Annotated in this window: 15 protein-coding genes and 1 riboswitch; of the genes, 6 read left to right on the top strand and 9 right to left on the bottom strand. The window is 71.4% G+C overall.

All coding sequences use genetic code 11. The features are described 5' to 3' along the window. Window positions 1-16 precede the first annotated feature (16 nt). Both AB0I49_RS34665 and AB0I49_RS34660 read right to left on the bottom strand, forming a co-directional pair. On the bottom strand, window positions 17-973 hold the full coding sequence (locus AB0I49_RS34665) for a decaprenyl-phosphate phosphoribosyltransferase (protein ID WP_363231178.1): 957 nt from the start codon (window positions 971-973) through the stop codon (window positions 17-19). Beyond that, window positions 966-1,619, bottom strand: a complete 654-nt coding sequence (locus AB0I49_RS34660; protein ID WP_363231177.1) for a phosphatase PAP2 family protein — start codon at window positions 1,617-1,619, stop codon at window positions 966-968. The genes AB0I49_RS34665 and AB0I49_RS34660 overlap by 8 nt, the downstream gene beginning before the upstream one ends. A 132-nt stretch (window positions 1,620-1,751) precedes the next feature. Between AB0I49_RS34660 and AB0I49_RS34655 the strand changes: the two genes are divergently transcribed. Continuing rightward, window positions 1,752-3,143 carry an FAD-binding oxidoreductase gene (locus tag AB0I49_RS34655; RefSeq protein WP_363231176.1) on the top strand — a complete coding sequence of 464 codons (1,392 nt, stop codon included), beginning with the start codon at window positions 1,752-1,754 and terminating at the stop codon, window positions 3,141-3,143. Window positions 3,144-3,209: 66 nt separating this feature from the next. Next, the gene (locus AB0I49_RS34650; RefSeq protein WP_363231199.1) at window positions 3,210-3,965 is read left to right on the top strand and encodes a decaprenylphospho-beta-D-erythro-pentofuranosid-2-ulose 2-reductase; all 756 of its coding nucleotides are present in this window, start codon (window positions 3,210-3,212) and stop codon (window positions 3,963-3,965) included. A 14-nt stretch (window positions 3,966-3,979) separates the two neighbouring features. On the opposite strand, the gene AB0I49_RS34645 is transcribed toward AB0I49_RS34650, so the two are convergent. The 3 genes from AB0I49_RS34645 to AB0I49_RS34635 all read right to left on the bottom strand — a co-directional run bounded on the left by AB0I49_RS34645 (window position 3,980) and on the right by AB0I49_RS34635 (window position 6,359). Then, the gene (locus AB0I49_RS34645) at window positions 3,980-4,564 is read right to left on the bottom strand and encodes a 2'-5' RNA ligase family protein (RefSeq protein ID WP_363231175.1); all 585 of its coding nucleotides are present in this window, start codon (window positions 4,562-4,564) and stop codon (window positions 3,980-3,982) included. A gap of 167 nt (window positions 4,565-4,731) precedes the next feature. After that, entirely contained in the window at window positions 4,732-5,745 is a 1,014-nt protein-coding gene (trpS, locus tag AB0I49_RS34640) for a tryptophan--tRNA ligase (protein ID WP_363231174.1), read from the bottom strand. A 227-nt stretch (window positions 5,746-5,972) separates the two neighbouring features. Next, complete coding sequence (locus AB0I49_RS34635; protein WP_363231173.1) at window positions 5,973-6,359, bottom strand: ATP-binding protein; 387 nt, start codon at window positions 6,357-6,359, stop codon at window positions 5,973-5,975. A 353-nt stretch (window positions 6,360-6,712) separates the two neighbouring features. Here AB0I49_RS34635 and AB0I49_RS34630 point away from each other — a divergent pair, with 353 nt between their 5' ends. The 3 genes from AB0I49_RS34630 (at window position 6,713) to AB0I49_RS34620 (ending at window position 9,068) form a co-directional block, all read left to right on the top strand. Next, window positions 6,713-8,065, top strand: a complete 1,353-nt coding sequence (locus tag AB0I49_RS34630) for a transcriptional regulator (protein WP_363231172.1) — start codon at window positions 6,713-6,715, stop codon at window positions 8,063-8,065. 85 nt (window positions 8,066-8,150) lie between these two features. Beyond that, window positions 8,151-8,369, top strand: coding sequence for a DUF397 domain-containing protein (locus AB0I49_RS34625; RefSeq protein ID WP_363231171.1), 219 nt, complete (start codon window positions 8,151-8,153; stop codon window positions 8,367-8,369). Window positions 8,370-8,492: 123 nt separating this feature from the next. Next, the gene (locus AB0I49_RS34620; protein ID WP_363231170.1) at window positions 8,493-9,068 is read left to right on the top strand and encodes an HD domain-containing protein; all 576 of its coding nucleotides are present in this window, start codon (window positions 8,493-8,495) and stop codon (window positions 9,066-9,068) included. Between the two features lie 105 nt (window positions 9,069-9,173). Here AB0I49_RS34620 and AB0I49_RS34615 read toward each other — a convergent pair whose 3' ends face one another. The 4 genes from AB0I49_RS34615 to AB0I49_RS34600 all read right to left on the bottom strand — a co-directional run bounded on the left by AB0I49_RS34615 (window position 9,174) and on the right by AB0I49_RS34600 (window position 13,051). Then, window positions 9,174-9,572, bottom strand: coding sequence for a phage holin family protein (locus AB0I49_RS34615; protein WP_363231169.1), 399 nt, complete (start codon window positions 9,570-9,572; stop codon window positions 9,174-9,176). Between the two features lie 96 nt (window positions 9,573-9,668). Next, the gene (gene glyA / locus AB0I49_RS34610; RefSeq protein WP_363231168.1) at window positions 9,669-10,976 is read right to left on the bottom strand and encodes a serine hydroxymethyltransferase; all 1,308 of its coding nucleotides are present in this window, start codon (window positions 10,974-10,976) and stop codon (window positions 9,669-9,671) included. Window positions 10,977-11,013: 37 nt separating this feature from the next. Further along, window positions 11,014-11,104, bottom strand: a riboswitch (ZMP/ZTP riboswitch). Between the two features lie 115 nt (window positions 11,105-11,219). Further along, window positions 11,220-11,555 (bottom strand): inner-membrane translocator, encoded by a 336-nt coding sequence (locus AB0I49_RS34605; RefSeq protein WP_363231167.1) that lies wholly within the window; start codon window positions 11,553-11,555, stop codon window positions 11,220-11,222. 182 nt (window positions 11,556-11,737) lie between these two features. Continuing rightward, on the bottom strand, window positions 11,738-13,051 hold the full coding sequence (locus tag AB0I49_RS34600; protein ID WP_363231166.1) for a hypothetical protein: 1,314 nt from the start codon (window positions 13,049-13,051) through the stop codon (window positions 11,738-11,740). 137 nt (window positions 13,052-13,188) lie between these two features. Here AB0I49_RS34600 and rocD point away from each other — a divergent pair, with 137 nt between their 5' ends. Further along, window positions 13,189-14,400 carry an ornithine--oxo-acid transaminase gene (gene rocD, locus AB0I49_RS34595; protein WP_363231165.1) on the top strand — a complete coding sequence of 404 codons (1,212 nt, stop codon included), beginning with the start codon at window positions 13,189-13,191 and terminating at the stop codon, window positions 14,398-14,400. Window positions 14,401-14,406: the final 6 nt, after the last annotated feature.

Here is a 14,406-nt window from a genome sequence, read left to right as displayed (position 1 = left end):
CATCCACGGCCCCCACTCACAGCCCCGCGACCGCCAGCCCGTACAGCGTCATCCACACCACGGCGACGACGGCCAGCCCCCGGTCCCGCAGTACCACGTCCTCGGGCGCGCCGGCCGTGCCCCGGTCGGCGAAGACCGCGTACCGCAGCACGGCGAGGATGAACGGCACCATCGACAGCTGCCGCCAGGGCAGCGAGCCGCCGTCCACCGCGCGGTCGCCCTCCAGCGCCCACAGGCAGTAGGCGAGGACCGCGACCCCTGCCGCCAGCTGCCAGACGAACCGCAGGTAGCCGGTGGTGTACTCACGCAGCAGGGCGCGCGACTGGCCGCCGCGCTCCGCCATCAGCAGCGCCTCGGAGTACCGCTTGGCGGCCACCATGAAGAGCGCGCCGAACCCCGCCGTGATCAGGAACCAGCGCGAGAGCGGGATGGCCAGCGCCACCCCGCCGATCATGGCGCGCATCAGGAACCCCGTGGTGACGACCGCGAGGTCGACGACGAGCACGTGTTTGAGCGACATGCAGTACGCGAGCTGCATCAGGACGTACGCGCCGAGGAGTCCGGCCGTCGCCGGGTTGCACAGCGCCACGGCCGCCGCCGGGGCGAGTACGGCCAGCAGCCCGCCGACGGCGTACGCGAGGCCCGCGGGCACCTGGCCGGCGGCGACGGGGCGGCGGCACTTGTCGGGGTGCGCGCGGTCGGCCTCGGCGTCGCGCGCGTCGTTGATCAGGTAGACGGCGGACGCGGCGGCGGTGAACAGGACGAAGACGACGGCCAGTTGGGACGCGACGTGGAGGGAGGCGAGCCGTCCGGCGGCGGCCGGGGCCGCGACGACGAGCACGTTCTTGATCCACTGCCGGGGGCGGGCGGTCTTCACGAGCCCGACCGGCAACCCGGCCGCCCGCGCCCGGCCGGTCGGGGCGGCGGCGGGGGGCGGCTGGGGTTCTTCGAGGACCGCGGCGGGTTCACCCATACCGGCGGCTCCCCAGGCCGGTACGCACCGGCCTCGTACGTCCCGGCCCGCTACGCACCGGCCTCGTACGCATCAGGCCCGCACCCTCCCCGGCCCCGCTTCCGTCCCCGCCTCCGACCCCGTCCCCGACCGCCCACCGCCGTCCCGCCCCCGCCGTGAGCCCGCCCAGGAGCGCGCCCGCCGCCACGTCCGTCGGGTAGTGGACGCCCACCAGGAGCCGGGACGCGCACATCGCCGCCGCCGTCACCCGCACGTACCGCCTGGTCATGGGCGGGGCGAGGGCGGCGAAGGCCACGGCTGCCGCGACCGACGACGCGGCGTGCGAGCTGGGGAAGGAGTGGCGGCCCGCGGTCCGTACGAGCGGGGCGCGGCGGCCCGTGAGCGGCGGCCGGGGGCGTCGTACGACGCGCTTGGCGCCCATGCTGGCCAGGTGCGCGGCGGCTATCAGGGCGGTGCCGCGCAGCCAGGCGGCGCGGCGTACGGGGTCGGCGGCAGCGGCGGCGGCTCCGGCGGCGAGCCACAGCGCGCCGTGTTCGCCGCCGCGGGACAGGGCGCGGGCGGCTGCGGCCACGCGGGGGTCGGCGGCGCGGTCGCGGACCGCGGTGAGCAGGCGGAAGTCCAGCTCTTCGGGGGACAGCGGGGCCACCTCGTTCCGTTCTCCGTCGGCGTCCGGTCGTACGGCTCCCCGCCCCTCTCCCTCACACCATTAATCACTTTTTTCCGGGCAATGCGCGACATTTAACCCATAGGGGGCCTTCCTGGCGATACGGTCGCGCCCATGGCTGCCGAGACCGTCCCCGCACCGGCTCACCCCGCACCGGCCTCCCCCGCCCTCGTCCCCCTCACCGGCTGGGGCCGGACCGCGCCCACCGCCGCCCGCACGCTGCGGCCCCGCAGCGACGAGGAGGCGGCGCGGGCGGTGCGGGAGTGCGGAGCGCGCGGCGCCATCGCCCGCGGCCTCGGCCGCGCCTACGGCGACGCCGCGCAGAACGCCGGCGGCGCCGTCCTCGACATGACTGGCCTCGACCGCGTCCGCGCCATCGACGCCGTCGCGGGCCTGGTCGTCTGCGACGCGGGCGTGAGCCTGCACCGGCTGATGCGGGTGCTGCTGCCGCTCGGCTGGTTCGTGCCCGTCACCCCCGGCACCCGCTATGTCACCGTCGGCGGGGCCATCGGCGCGGACATCCACGGCAAGAACCACCACGGCGCCGGTTCTTTCTGCCGCCACGTGCGCTCCCTCGACCTCCTCACGGCCGACGGCGAGATCCGCACGCTCACCCCCGGCGACGACCTCTTCCAGGCCACCGCGGGCGGCATGGGGCTCACCGGGGTCGTGCTGCGCGCGAGCGTGGAGCTGCTGCCGGTGGAGACCTCGCTGATGTCCGTGGACACCGAGCGCGCCCGCGACCTCGACGACCTCATGGCCCGGATGGCCGAGGCGGACCACCGCTACCGCTACTCCGTCGCCTGGATCGACCTCCTCGCCCGCGGCGCCGCCATCGGCCGGTCGGTCCTGACCCGCGGCGACCACGCGCCGCCGGCCGCGCTGGGCGCGCGCGCCGCCCGTACGCCCCTGGAGTTCCGCCCCGGCAGCCTCCCGGCGGCCCCCCGCGCCGTGCCGCCGGGGCTGCTGGGACGCGGCTCGGTCGGCCTCTTCAACGAGCTCTGGTACCGCAGGGCGCCCCGCCGCCGCACCGGCGAGCTCCAGAAGCTCTCCGCGTTCTTCCATCCGCTGGACGGCCTGCCGCACTGGAACCGGATCTACGGGCCGCGCGGCTTCGTGCAGTACCAGTTCGTCGTCGGGCACGGGCAGGAGCACACCCTGCGCCGCATCGTGGAACGCATCTCGCGGCGCGGCTGCCCGTCCTTCCTCGCCGTGCTCAAGCGGTTCGGCGCGGGCGACCCGGGGTGGCTGTCCTTCCCGATGCCCGGCTGGACCCTCGCGCTGGACATCCCGGCCGCCCTGCCGGGGCTCGGCGCGTTCCTGGACGGGCTCGACGAGGAGGTCGCGGCGGCCGGCGGCCGGGTGTACCTCGCGAAGGACTCCCGGCTGCGGCCGGAGCTGGCGGCGGCGATGTATCCGCGGCTGGCGGAGTTCCGGGCGCTGCGCGCCGCGACCGATCCGCGCGGCGTGTTCGTCTCCGACCTGGCCCGCCGCTTGTCGCTGTGAGGCCGACGCCCGGCCTCGATCCGTCCCGTCCCCGTCCCCGTCCCCGTCCCGTGAATGGAGCACCCCGTGAAGGACGCCTTCGGCTCCCCCCAGTCCCTGCTGATCCTCGGCGGCACGTCCGAGATCGCCCTCGCCACCGCCCGCCGCCTGATCGCCCGCCGCGCCCGTACGGTCTGGCTGGCGGGCCGCCCCTCCCCCGCCCTGGAGGCGGCCGCGGACCACCTGCGGGAGCTGGGCGCGGAGGTCCGTACGGTCCCCTTCGACGCCCTCGCCCCGGAGCGGCACGAGGAGGTGCTGGGCAAGGTGTTCGCGGAGGGCGACATCGACCTGGTGCTGCTCGCCTTCGGGGTGCTCGGCGACCAGGCGCGCGCCGAGGAGGAGCCGCTGACCGCCGTGCGCGTCGCGCAGACCAACTACACGGGCGCGGTCTGCGCCGGGCTGGTGTGCGCCAAGGCGCTGCGCGCGCAGGGGCACGGCTCGCTCGTCGTGCTCTCCTCGGTGGCCGGGGAGCGGGCGCGGCGCGCCAATTTCGTCTACGGGTCCAGCAAGGCGGGGCTGGACGCCTTCGCGCAGGGCCTCGGCGACGCGCTGCACGGTACGGGCGTCCATGTGCTGGTCGTCCGCCCCGGCTTCGTACGGACCCGGATGACGGCGCACCTGAAGGAGGCGCCGCTGGCGGCGGACCCGGAGGCGGTCGCGGAGGCGGTCGAGACGGGGCTGCGGCGGCGCGACGAGATCGTGTGGGTGCCGGGTTCGCTACGGGCGGTGATGGCGGTGCTGCGGCACGTACCGCGCGGGGTGTTCAGGCGGCTGCCGGTCTGATCCGGGCGCCTGATCTATCGGGAGGCGGCGGGCGGCCGGGAGAGGCCGGCCTGGCGCGGCAGCGAGGCGGCGCGGCCCTCGCCGAAGGGGTACTCGCGGTCGAGCCGCCAGACGGCGTCCGCGCCCTGCTCGTACAGCGCGAAGCCGTTGATCGTCCAGGCCGCCTCGAAGTCCGCCAGCTCCTCGTACGCCCGGTCCATGGCCTCCTCGGAGATGCCGTGGGCGACGGTGACGTGCGGGTGGTACGGGAACTGGAGCTCGCGCGCCACGGGCCCGGAGGCGTCCCGCACCCGCTTCTGGAGCCAGGCGCAGGCGGAGCTGCCCTCGACCACGTTGACGAAGACGACGGGCGACAGCGGGCGGAACGTGCCGGTGCCGCTGAGCCGCATGGGGAAGGGGCGGCCGGCGGCCGCGACCTCCGCGAGGTGCTCCTCGATCTCCGGCAGCACCGCGGCGTCCACCTCGGTGGGCGGCAGCAGGGTGATGTGCGTGGGGATGGCGTGCGCGGCCGGGTCCCCGAAGCTCGCGCGCCGCCCCTGGAGGAAGCTGCCGTACGGCTCCGGGACCGCGATCGAAACGCCGAGCGTTACGGTCCCCACTGCGTTCTCCCTCCGGTGCGTCTGCGATGCCAGTGTGGCGTCCGGGCCGTCCTCGCGGCCAGGTTCCACGGTCCTGTGCGCACGGGCCGTAGGGCCCCCGTGCGGGGGCCTGGGCGGCTGTGCCGGCTGTGTCACGTTCGGTATGCGGCGTTCGGTGTCGGCGGCGTTCAGTGCTTGGCGGGCAGGAAGCCCACCCTCTCGTACGCCTGGGCCAGGGTCTCCGCGGCGACCGTACGGGCCTTCTCCGCGCCCTTGGCCAGGATCGAGTCCAGCGTCTCGGGGTCGTCCAGATATTCCTGGGTGCGCTCGCGGAACGGGGTCGCCCAGTCGACCAGGATCTCCGCGAGCTCGGTCTTCAGCGCACCGTAGCCCTTGCCCTCGTACCGCCGCTCCAGTTCCGGGATGTCGGTGCCGGTGAGCGTGGAGTGGATGGTGAGGAGGTTGCTGACGCCCGGCTTCTTCTCGGCGTCGAAGCGGATCACCGTGTCCGTGTCGGTGACGGCGCTCTTGATCTTCTTCGCGGAGACCTTCGGCTCGTCCAGCAGGTTGACCAGGCCCTTGGGGCTGGCGGCCGACTTGCTCATCTTCGCCGTCGGGTCCTGGAGGTCGTAGATCTTCGCCGTCTCCTTGAGGATGTACGGCGCGGGGACCGTGAACGTCTCGCCGAAACGGGCGTTGAACCGGTCCGCGAGGTCGCGGGTCAGCTCGATGTGCTGGCGCTGGTCCTCCCCGACGGGGACCTGGTGGGCCTGGTACAGCAGGATGTCCGCGACCTGGAGGATCGGGTACGTGAAGAGGCCGACGGTCGCGCGGTCGGCGCCCTGCTTGGCCGATTTGTCCTTGAACTGCGTCATCCGCGACGCCTCGCCGAAGCCCGTCACGCAGTTCATCACCCAGGCGAGCTGCGCGTGCTCGGGCACGTGGCTCTGCACGAAGAGCGTGCACCGCGCCGGGTCCAGCCCAGCCGCCAGCAGCTGAGCCGCCGCGAGCCGGGTGTTGGCGCGCAGCTCCGCGGGGTCCTGCGGCACGGTGATCGCGTGCAGGTCGACAACCATGTAGAAGGCGTCGTGCGTCTCCTGCAGCGCCACCCACTGGCGCACCGCGCCGAGGTAGTTGCCGAGGTGGAAGGAGCCTGCGGTGGGCTGGATGCCGGAGAGAACGCGGGGACGATCGAGGGCCATGGCCCCATTGTCTCAGGTACCGGAGTGTTCTCGGTCCGGCGGCGTCACCACCGCAAGAAGCTCCCAGGAGCCGGGGGCTCATTCCCCCGGCCACAACGCGCCCCACCCGCACGCCGCACGAGCGGGGCCTCCCCCTGCCCCCTCACAACCGTGACGCAGACCTCACCGCCCGCCGTGGCCGCGCCGCTCCCTGCCGAGTACGGCCACGGCTTCCGCCTCGACCGAGGTCACCACCGCACGACCGCCCACACGACCTTGCCCATCGGACGCTCCCCGACGCCCCACTCCGCGAGCGCCTCGACGATGAGCAGACCGTGGCCGCGCCGGCGTTCCACCGACTCCGGCCGCCGGCGCGGCGGCCGCCGCCGGGTGTCGTGCACCTCGATACGCACCCGCCCCGGCTCGGCGTCGAGGACGACGAGGAGCGAGTCGCCCGGTTCCGTGCCGTACCGGACGGCGTTCGTGACCAGCTCGGAAACGACGAGCAGCACGTCATCGAGACGGTCCCGCTCCACCTCGGGCACGTGGAAACCGACGAACTCACGGGCGTACGCCCTGGCGGCGTGCACGGATTCCGGGGTGCCGGCGAGCATGAGCTGTGGAGGCGGCCCCATCGGTCGACAGCACAGCTCGTCATCCGGACGCTCATGAACGATCGCGGCTGCATCTCGCGCCCCCGGCTCCGGAGGCGTGGACGTGTCGTCGAGGAGTACCCGAGCACCAGGTATTCCCGGGGCATGGGAAGGGAGAGCAGCGGCGGCCTGGCAATTCGGCCCGGTGAATTCGGAGTCGAGGGTGTTGCGGATCGCCTTGTCGCTTGCGGCGCTGTTCGCCATCGTCGCGTACTTCCCGCCCATGCCGGTTCAGTTCGTTCGTCCAGCCAACAGTCGCGCCATCTCCGGCGCTACCGTCTGAGGGGGTGTCGAAGGGTGTCCCTTTCCCCCCTCCCGCGGCGGAAGGCAGAGGGATGAAGAAGCCGAATGACAAGCTCGCCGAGTACCTGCAACGCTCCAGGATGACCAACGGGGAGCTGGCACGGTGCGTACGTTCCAAGGCCCTGGAGTGGAACCAGCCGCACGTCATGCCGGACAAGACCGGTATCCGCCGTTGGCTCGAAGGCGATATGCCACGACTGCCCATCCCGGACATCATCGCCGACGTGTTCTCGGAACACTTCGGCTACCGGATCACGACGTACGACCTCGGGTACGGCGACAGCAGTAGGGCGGGCGAACTGCTCATGTACAACGCATCGTTCGCGGCTACCGTTGAAACCGTCGCCGACTTGGGGAGAGCTGACGTGGACCGACGCGCATTCCTTGCAGCAGCGCCGTTCGCTGCGGTCGCGGGTGTAGGACCCTCCCGCGACTGGTTGCTGAGCGTCCTGGACCAAGAACCTGCACCAGGCCCGCGGGTCCGACTGGAAGACGTCACCGCCGTACGGAACATGTTCGGCGAGTTTCAGAAGATGGACATCTTCCAAGGCGGCGGGTCCGGTCGGCTGAGCCTCGCCGCGTACATGAACGCCCATGTCTACCCACTGCTGCGCAGGACGCACACCGACACCGTGCGCCGCGCCCTGTGCGAAGCGGCGGCCGAGCAGACGTATCTGCTCGGGTGGATGGCCTACGACAACGGAGAGAACAGCACCGCGCAGAAGTACCTCATTCAGTCGCTGAGGCTTGCGGAGGAATCACATAACACGGCGCTCGGGGCGCACGTGCTCGCGGGGATGGCGGACCAGGCAACGCTGCTCGGCAACCCGGCCGAGGGACGGCGACTGGCGCAAGCGGGGCGGGCGGGGCTGGCCAAGGGGGCCTCGAACGCCTGCATGGCCGACCTCTGGTGCCTGGAAGCCCGAGCCCTCGCCAAGCTCGGTGACAAGCGCTCGGCAGCTGGTGCCGTAGCCAGGTCCGAAGCCTCGTTCGAGCAGGTACAGCCGGATCGGGAACAGGAGTGGGCGCTGTTCATCGACCCCGCCTACCTGCACGGAGAGCACGCGAACACCTTCCGGGACCTGGGCGACGCCGAGCTGGCGGACGTACATGCCCGCCGGTCCATCGAGCACGCGAAGATGCAGAAGCGAGCGCGTCGGGGGGCGATGTCGCACGCCGCGTTGGCCGCATCCCACTTGCAGCGCAACGACCTGGAAGCCGCTCACGCAGCCGGAGTGCGCACCCTGTCCCTCTCCCGGCAGGTGAAGTCCTCGCGCTGCGTCGAAGCCGTACAAGATCTTCAGCGCCGGATGAAACCCTTCGGCACGCACAGGCTCGTCGCCGACTTCAACGAACGAGCACGGCAACTCGTGGCTGCCGCCTGAACCAGAGGCGCTCCTGTTCCCCATGCGACAGCGTGCCGACGTGTCGGAAACGCAAACGGATCGCAGAGATAAGGGGCCAAGCATCATGGGCCATATCGAAGACGCCTCGGCTCTTCCCGTGACGTGGTGGAAGTCGTCGGCGTCCGGCGCTCAGTCCGACTGCGTCGAGTTCGGCGTGGTCGACAGGCGACAGCAGGTCGTCGCGGTGCGAGACAGCAAGAACCCCTCCGGTCCGGCCCTGCTGTTGAGTTACGCACAGACCGGCGAACTGATCGACGCGGTGCGCCGCGGCGGGCTCCAGTAGAGCGACTGTTCGACAGCGGCGTGGTGTCACAACAGTCCCGACGCGAGCTCGACGCCGCGCAATGACGCAGTGCAATACGGTCTGGGACTCAGCTATCCATGTTCCTTCCGGAAGGACGGCCGCATGAGTGACGATCAGCACGCCAAGGGCTCCATGAGCTACCTCATGGAAATGGGAGCGCTGAAGCGCGCTAAGCGGTCGGGCTGGTGGATCGTCGGTGTCAAGGACCCGGAAACGATCGCGGAGCACAGTTTCCGTACCGCGGTCATCGGGTCGGTTCTGGCCATGCTGGAAGGCGCGGACCCCGCGCAGGTGGCGCTGCTGTGCACGTTCCACGACACACAGGAAACACGTATCGGCGACATTCCCTGGGTCGGCCGCCGCTACCTGAAGGCGGCGAGGAACGAGGACGTCACGGCCGACCAGGTCGCGAACGCGCACCCGTCGGTCGCCGCGGGTATCCGAGCCGTCGTCGAGGAGTACGAGACCGGCAACTCGCTGGAGGTCATGGTCGCTCATGACGCGGACAAGCTGGAATGCATGATCCAGGGGATCGAGTACCTCGAACAGGGCTACAGCAACGCGCAGGAGTGGGTCGACACCACGCGGGCGAAACTCAAGACCGCGTCGGCGATCGAACTCGCCGACGCGGCCCAGGACATGAGGTCCGCCGATTGGCAGCGTGTGTACTTGCGCTGATCTTCCGAGAGCGCGCCGTCGTACTCGTCCAGCCCCGCCCGGCCTATGCCCCCCCGACAAGCGCTCTGCCGGCTCGGCGCTTTCCTGAAGAAGAGTTACACCCGACTACGAATCACTCGTCTGCTTCGCCTTCCGCGTCGGGATCGCGAGGCAGGCCAAGGCTGCGGCCCGGACAACAACACCGCCCAACAAAGCTCCTCCAAAGCCGTCGACGTGAAGACCGGCCTCCAACTGGGTGCCCACCAGCCAAGAGGCGAGCAGCCAGATCAGGCTGTCCTGGACGATTCCTACGAGACCGAGGATGAGCAGCGTGATGGGCGGCGCGCTCCTGATCTCGCTCGGGTAGGTCAAGATCAGCTTGTTGACGATCGAGAAAACTATGCCGCCGACGAACAGCGACACGATCGGCCGTTCCCCCAGGGTGATGCCAGTCGGTAAGTAGGCCGCGAGGACCATCCCCAAGAGCGTGCCGAAGAATATTCGCTTCTGTCTGCCTTCATCCATGATCGTAATCATTGCACTGGGAGCGCCGGCCGGGTCCGCTCCGGTCCCGAGCGGTCCCCCGGAACCCCCGGGGGACCGCCAAGGCGTCAGCCCCCGTCAGCCCTCGTCGGCGAGCGGCAGGCCAGGGGCCGGATACGCGGCCATCAGTTCCCCGACCTCGGATCGGATCGCGGCGAGAGCCGCCTCGTCACCGGCGCGCGCCGCGCGCACTCCGCGGTCGATCCATTCCGCGACCGCCGGCATGTGGTCGGCGGTGAGGCCGCGGGAGGTGAGGGAGGGGGTGCCGATACGCATGCCGGAGGGGTCGAAGGGCTTGCGCGGGTCGTACGGGACGGTGTTGTAGTTCACGACGATCCCGGCCCGGTCCAGGGCCTTGGCGGCGACCTTGCCCGGCACGTCGCGGGAGGTGAGGTCGAGCAGGATGAGGTGGTTGTCCGTACCGCCGGAGACCAGGTCGAAGCCGCGGGCGAGGAGCGCCTCGGCGAGGGCCTTGGCGTTGGCGACGACGGCGTGCGCGTAGTCGCGGAAGGCGGGTTGGGCCGCCTCGTGGAGGGCGACGGCGATGGCGGCGGTGGTGTGGTTGTGGGGGCCGCCCTGGAGGCCGGGGAAGACGGCCTTGTCGAGGGCCTTGGCGCGGGCGGACCGGGACATGAGCATCGCGCCGCGCGGGCCGCGCAGGGTCTTGTGGGTGGTGGTGGAGATGACGTCGGCGTACGGCGCCGGGGAGGGGTGCGCGCCGCCCGCCACCAGCCCGGCGATGTGGGCGATGTCGGCGACGAGGACGGCATCCACCTCGCGGGCGATCTCCGCGAAGGCGGCGAAGTCGATGGTGCGGGGCACGGCCGTGCCGCCGCAGAAGATGATCTTCGGGCGTTCCTTGCGGGCGAGGTCGCGGACCTCGTCGAGGTCGGTGCGCCCGGTGTCGGCGCGTACGCCGTAGCTCACGCCCTTGAACCACTTGCCGGTGGCCGAGACGCCCCAGCCGTGCGTGAGGTGGCCGCCCATCGGCAGCGACATGCCGAGCACCGTGTCGCCGGGCGCGGCGAAGGCGAGGTAGACGGCGAGGTTCGCGGGCGAGCCCGAGTACGGCTGGACGTTGGCGTGTTCGACGCCGAAGAGCCGCTTGGCGCGATCGACGGCGAGGTTCTCGACGAGGTCGATGTTCTGCTGGCCCTCGTAGTACCGCTTGCCGCTGTAGCCCTCGCTGTACTTGTTCTGGAGGACGGTGCCGGTGGCTTCGAGCACGGCCGCCGACACGTAGTTCTCGCTGGCGATCATGCGCAGGGTGTCGGCCTGCAACCGCTCCTCCGCGCCGACGAGCGCCGCGAGTTCGGGGTCGGCGGCGGCCAGGGCGGGGTGCGATGCGGACTGCTGCGGTACGGATGAGTGCGCGGGCGTGGTCATGGCGTCCTCCGGGGCGATCGGTGTTCCGGTCGGTCTCCCGGGGTGCCCAGGCGGGCGGCACCTCGTGGCGGTTGCCGCACACCGTTCCCTCGTGGTCTCTTCCACGCGCGCCAGTCGCGATGTGCCCCGCCATTCTACGGGGCGGGGCACGAGCACGTACGGCGTGAAGAGGTCGAAGAGGTCGAAGAGGTCCGTGCCCGCACCAGGTCCTTCGATGCCAAGGCGTCTTTGATGGCGCCTGCCTCAGGACAAGGACCCCAGCGTTCGGACTGTCAGGAGAACGCAGAGCGTCAGCAGCACGTACCCGATTCGGCGGCCGCCCCGCAGCAGCAGGACCGCCGTTACGCCGGCCGCCAGGGCCAGAGAGCCGGAGCCCAGCACCGGCCCCCAGTCCAGGGCCGGCTCGCCGGTCGTCGCCGTCTTCCCGCCGCCGGTGTCCCGGCCCAACCGCCGGGCGGCGGCCACGAGGAAGACCAACAGCCCGGCCGCCACCACCGCCACCAGTACGAGAAACAGGAGACAGCCTGCGGTGAGGGCGCGCTCTACGCCGGAGGACTGCTTGTCGGCACGTTCTGGCATGACTCGACGATCGCCCGGAATCCAACCTTCCGACCCCTCAGAAGGGTTCGTGGCCGAATCGCAACCCAGACGCACTCCGCTCTTCACGGGCCTCGCCAGTCCCGACGAGCTCACGCCGCCCACTGCGTTCGGCAGCAGCGACGGGTGAGCGCGGCCGGGCCCGCGCCTCGTGGCGGCGCGTACTACCGCGTGGTCTTGATGGAGAAGACGACCGTCTTGCCCGGCCGCTCGTTCAGGCCCCACAGGCGCTTGGCGTTCGGGTCCCAGGACAGGTTCTGGGTGTAGATGGGGCCCTTGGTGAGCGTACGGACCTCACCGCCCGGCGCCGCGTACTGGAGGCACGAGTACTGGGCGTCCTTCTCCGGGTCGTCGCCGGGGCACAGGCCCGCCATGTAGAAGGTTTCGCCGTCGGAGGCGACGCCCTGCATGTCGGAGACGGGAGAGACGTACGAGACCGACGCCTGCGCGGTGCCGACGTTGTCGGAGGTGGTGGACTTCGGCATGGCGGTCGCCTCGTCCAGCGACCAGCGGGCGATGCGGCCGCCGCCGTGGTGCTTGGTGAACTCGCCGGAGACCAGGGTGCCGGAGGCGCGGTCCAGGCTCAGCGAGCTGAGGCAGATGGTGCCGGGGCCGCCGGGCTCGCACGCGCCCGGCGCTCCGTCGCGCGGGCCGGTCGTGTAGCGGGCGACCATGGGCAGCGCCCAGTCGTGCCAGCGGGCGGACGCTTTGCCGCCCGACATGCCGACCCGCTCCTCGCGGCTGTCCATCTTCCACAGGTGACGCATGTCGTAGACCTCCAGCTCGTTGCCGTTGGCGACGAGGAGCTTGCTGCCGTACCAGACGACGCCGTCGGCGTGCCGGCCGTCCACCGGCGCGAAGCCCTGCGCCCCGCCGGTCGGGCGGACGAGAAGGACGTGGCCGTACGTCATCTTGGTGCCGTCGGACTCCGCGATGGAGACCCGGTGCCCCTTGTTGCCGCCCGCGCCGTGCCAGCTGGCGACGTACAGGTGGTGGCCGTCGATGGTGCCGGTCCGGTTGGCGTCGTGCGAACCGGTCAGCCCCTGGGGCGTCCAGTCCTTGCCCGCGTCGTCCTTCGGGTCCCAGCAGAACCCGTCCCACTTGAGCGTTCCGTCGAGCTCGGTGTTGTGGCAGAGCCCCTTGCGTCCGGTGTGCTGCGCGGACTGGGCCACGCTCAGCGCGCTCGCGGTCTTGACGGCCCCCGACTTCTCCAGCCCGGTGACGGCCTTGCCGAGGTTGTCGTAGTCGTTCTTCCAGTCGATGTTGAGGTGGTACGTCCTGGTCCGATCCTGGCTTTCCTTCACCAGCTTGGGCGCGGCGGCTTCGGGCGCGGCAGCCGCGTCGGCCGCGGCCGGCTGGGCGGCGGCGAATCCCCCGACGAGCGTGAGTCCGGTCAGCAGCGCCGTGGCGGTGCGACGGCCCGAGCCCTCGCGCGCGGTCGGCGCCCCCCTGAGCTTCGCAAACAGTTTCGATCGCATCCGGGGAAAATAACGGAGCATATAGGCCGGATCAACTCCTCCTGTGCGGCGCCCGCATTCGCGAAGGATCTCCCTTTTCCGGGCGCGCGGCGATACAAATGAGCACAGGACGGGCCCCGATACGAACGGAGCACACATTGACTTCCGCGACCTCCACGGAACGCAGCATCGCCGCCGCCGAGCAGCACAGCGCGCACAACTACCACCCGCTGCCGGTCGTCGTCGCGACCGCCGACGGCGCCTGGATGACCGACGTCGAGGGCCGCCGCTACCTCGACATGCTCGCCGGGTACTCGGCGCTCAACTTCGGCCACGGGAACCGGCGGTTGATCGACGCCGCCAAGGCCCAGCTGGAGCGGGTGACCCTCACCTCGCGCGCGTTCCACCACGACCGGTTCGCGGAATTCTGCACCGAACTCGCCGCGCTGTGCGGCAAGGAGATGGTGCTGCCGATGAACACGGGCGCGGAGGCCGTCGAGACGGCCGTCAAGACCGCGCGCAAGTGGGGCTACCGGGTGAAGGGCGTACCGGACGGCCGGGCGAAAATCGTCGTCGCCGACAACAACTTCCACGGCCGCACCACCACCATCGTCAGCTTCTCCACCGACGAGGAGGCCCGCGCGGACTTCGGCCCGTACACGCCGGGCTTCGAGATCGTCCCGTACGGCGACCTGGCCGCGCTGGAGGCGGCCGTCGACGACGACACGGTGGCCGTGCTCCTGGAGCCGATCCAGGGCGAGGCCGGCGTGCTCGTACCGCCGCCGGGCTATCTCGCGGGCGTCCGCGAGCTGACCCGGTCGCGCAACGTCCTGTTCATCGCCGACGAGATCCAGTCCGGCCTCGGCCGCACGGGCCGGACCTTCGCCTGCGAGCACGAGGACGTCGTCCCCGACATGTACGTCCTCGGCAAGGCGCTCGGCGGCGGCGTCGTCCCCGTCTCGGCGGTGGTCGCCTCGCACGAGATCCTGGGCGTCTACCGCCCCGGCGAGCACGGCTCGACGTTCGGCGGCAACCCGCTGGCCTGCGCCGTCGCCCTCGAAGTCATCGCGATGCTGCGGACCGGCGAGTACCAGCAGCGCGCCACCGAGCTCGGCGACCACCTGCACCGCGAGCTCGGGCTGCTGGTCGGCGGCGGCAAGGTCGACGCGGTGCGCGGGCGCGGGCTGTGGGCGGGCGTCGACATCAGCCCGGCGCTGGGCACCGGCCGCGAGATCTCCGAGAAGCTGATGGCGCGCGGCGTCCTGGTCAAGGACACGCACGGTTCGACCATCCGCATCGCCCCGCCGCTGGTGATCAGCAAGGAGGACCTGGACTGGGGGCTGGAGCAGCTGCGGGAGGTGCTGGCCTGACGGCTG

Source organism: Streptomyces sp. NPDC050617, assembly GCF_040654795.1.
Lineage (GTDB): Bacteria > Actinomycetota > Actinomycetes > Streptomycetales > Streptomycetaceae > Streptomyces.
This window is presented reverse-complemented; position numbering and strand designations above follow the sequence as displayed.

What these genes read in the sequence shown, in the direction of transcription:
- AB0I49_RS34615 (WP_363231169.1), bottom strand. Translation starts at nt 9,572, where the DNA reads ATGGATGAAGGCAGACAGAAGCGAATATTCTTCGGCACGCTCTTGGGG.
- AB0I49_RS34625 (WP_363231171.1), top strand. Translation starts at nt 8,151, where the DNA reads ATGGGCCATATCGAAGACGCCTCGGCTCTTCCCGTGACGTGGTGGAAG.
- AB0I49_RS34605 (WP_363231167.1), bottom strand. Translation starts at nt 11,555, where the DNA reads ATGCCAGAACGTGCCGACAAGCAGTCCTCCGGCGTAGAGCGCGCCCTC.
- AB0I49_RS34635 (WP_363231173.1), bottom strand. Translation starts at nt 6,359, where the DNA reads ATGGGGCCGCCTCCACAGCTCATGCTCGCCGGCACCCCGGAATCCGTG.
- AB0I49_RS34620 (WP_363231170.1), top strand. Translation starts at nt 8,493, where the DNA reads ATGAGTGACGATCAGCACGCCAAGGGCTCCATGAGCTACCTCATGGAA.
- AB0I49_RS34655 (WP_363231176.1), top strand. Translation starts at nt 1,752, where the DNA reads ATGGCTGCCGAGACCGTCCCCGCACCGGCTCACCCCGCACCGGCCTCC.
- trpS (WP_363231174.1), bottom strand. Translation starts at nt 5,745, where the DNA reads ATGGCCCTCGATCGTCCCCGCGTTCTCTCCGGCATCCAGCCCACCGCA.
- AB0I49_RS34600 (WP_363231166.1), bottom strand. Translation starts at nt 13,051, where the DNA reads ATGCGATCGAAACTGTTTGCGAAGCTCAGGGGGGCGCCGACCGCGCGC.
- AB0I49_RS34630 (WP_363231172.1), top strand. Translation starts at nt 6,713, where the DNA reads ATGAAGAAGCCGAATGACAAGCTCGCCGAGTACCTGCAACGCTCCAGG.
- glyA (WP_363231168.1), bottom strand. Translation starts at nt 10,976, where the DNA reads ATGACCACGCCCGCGCACTCATCCGTACCGCAGCAGTCCGCATCGCAC.
- AB0I49_RS34665 (WP_363231178.1), bottom strand. Translation starts at nt 973, where the DNA reads ATGGGTGAACCCGCCGCGGTCCTCGAAGAACCCCAGCCGCCCCCCGCC.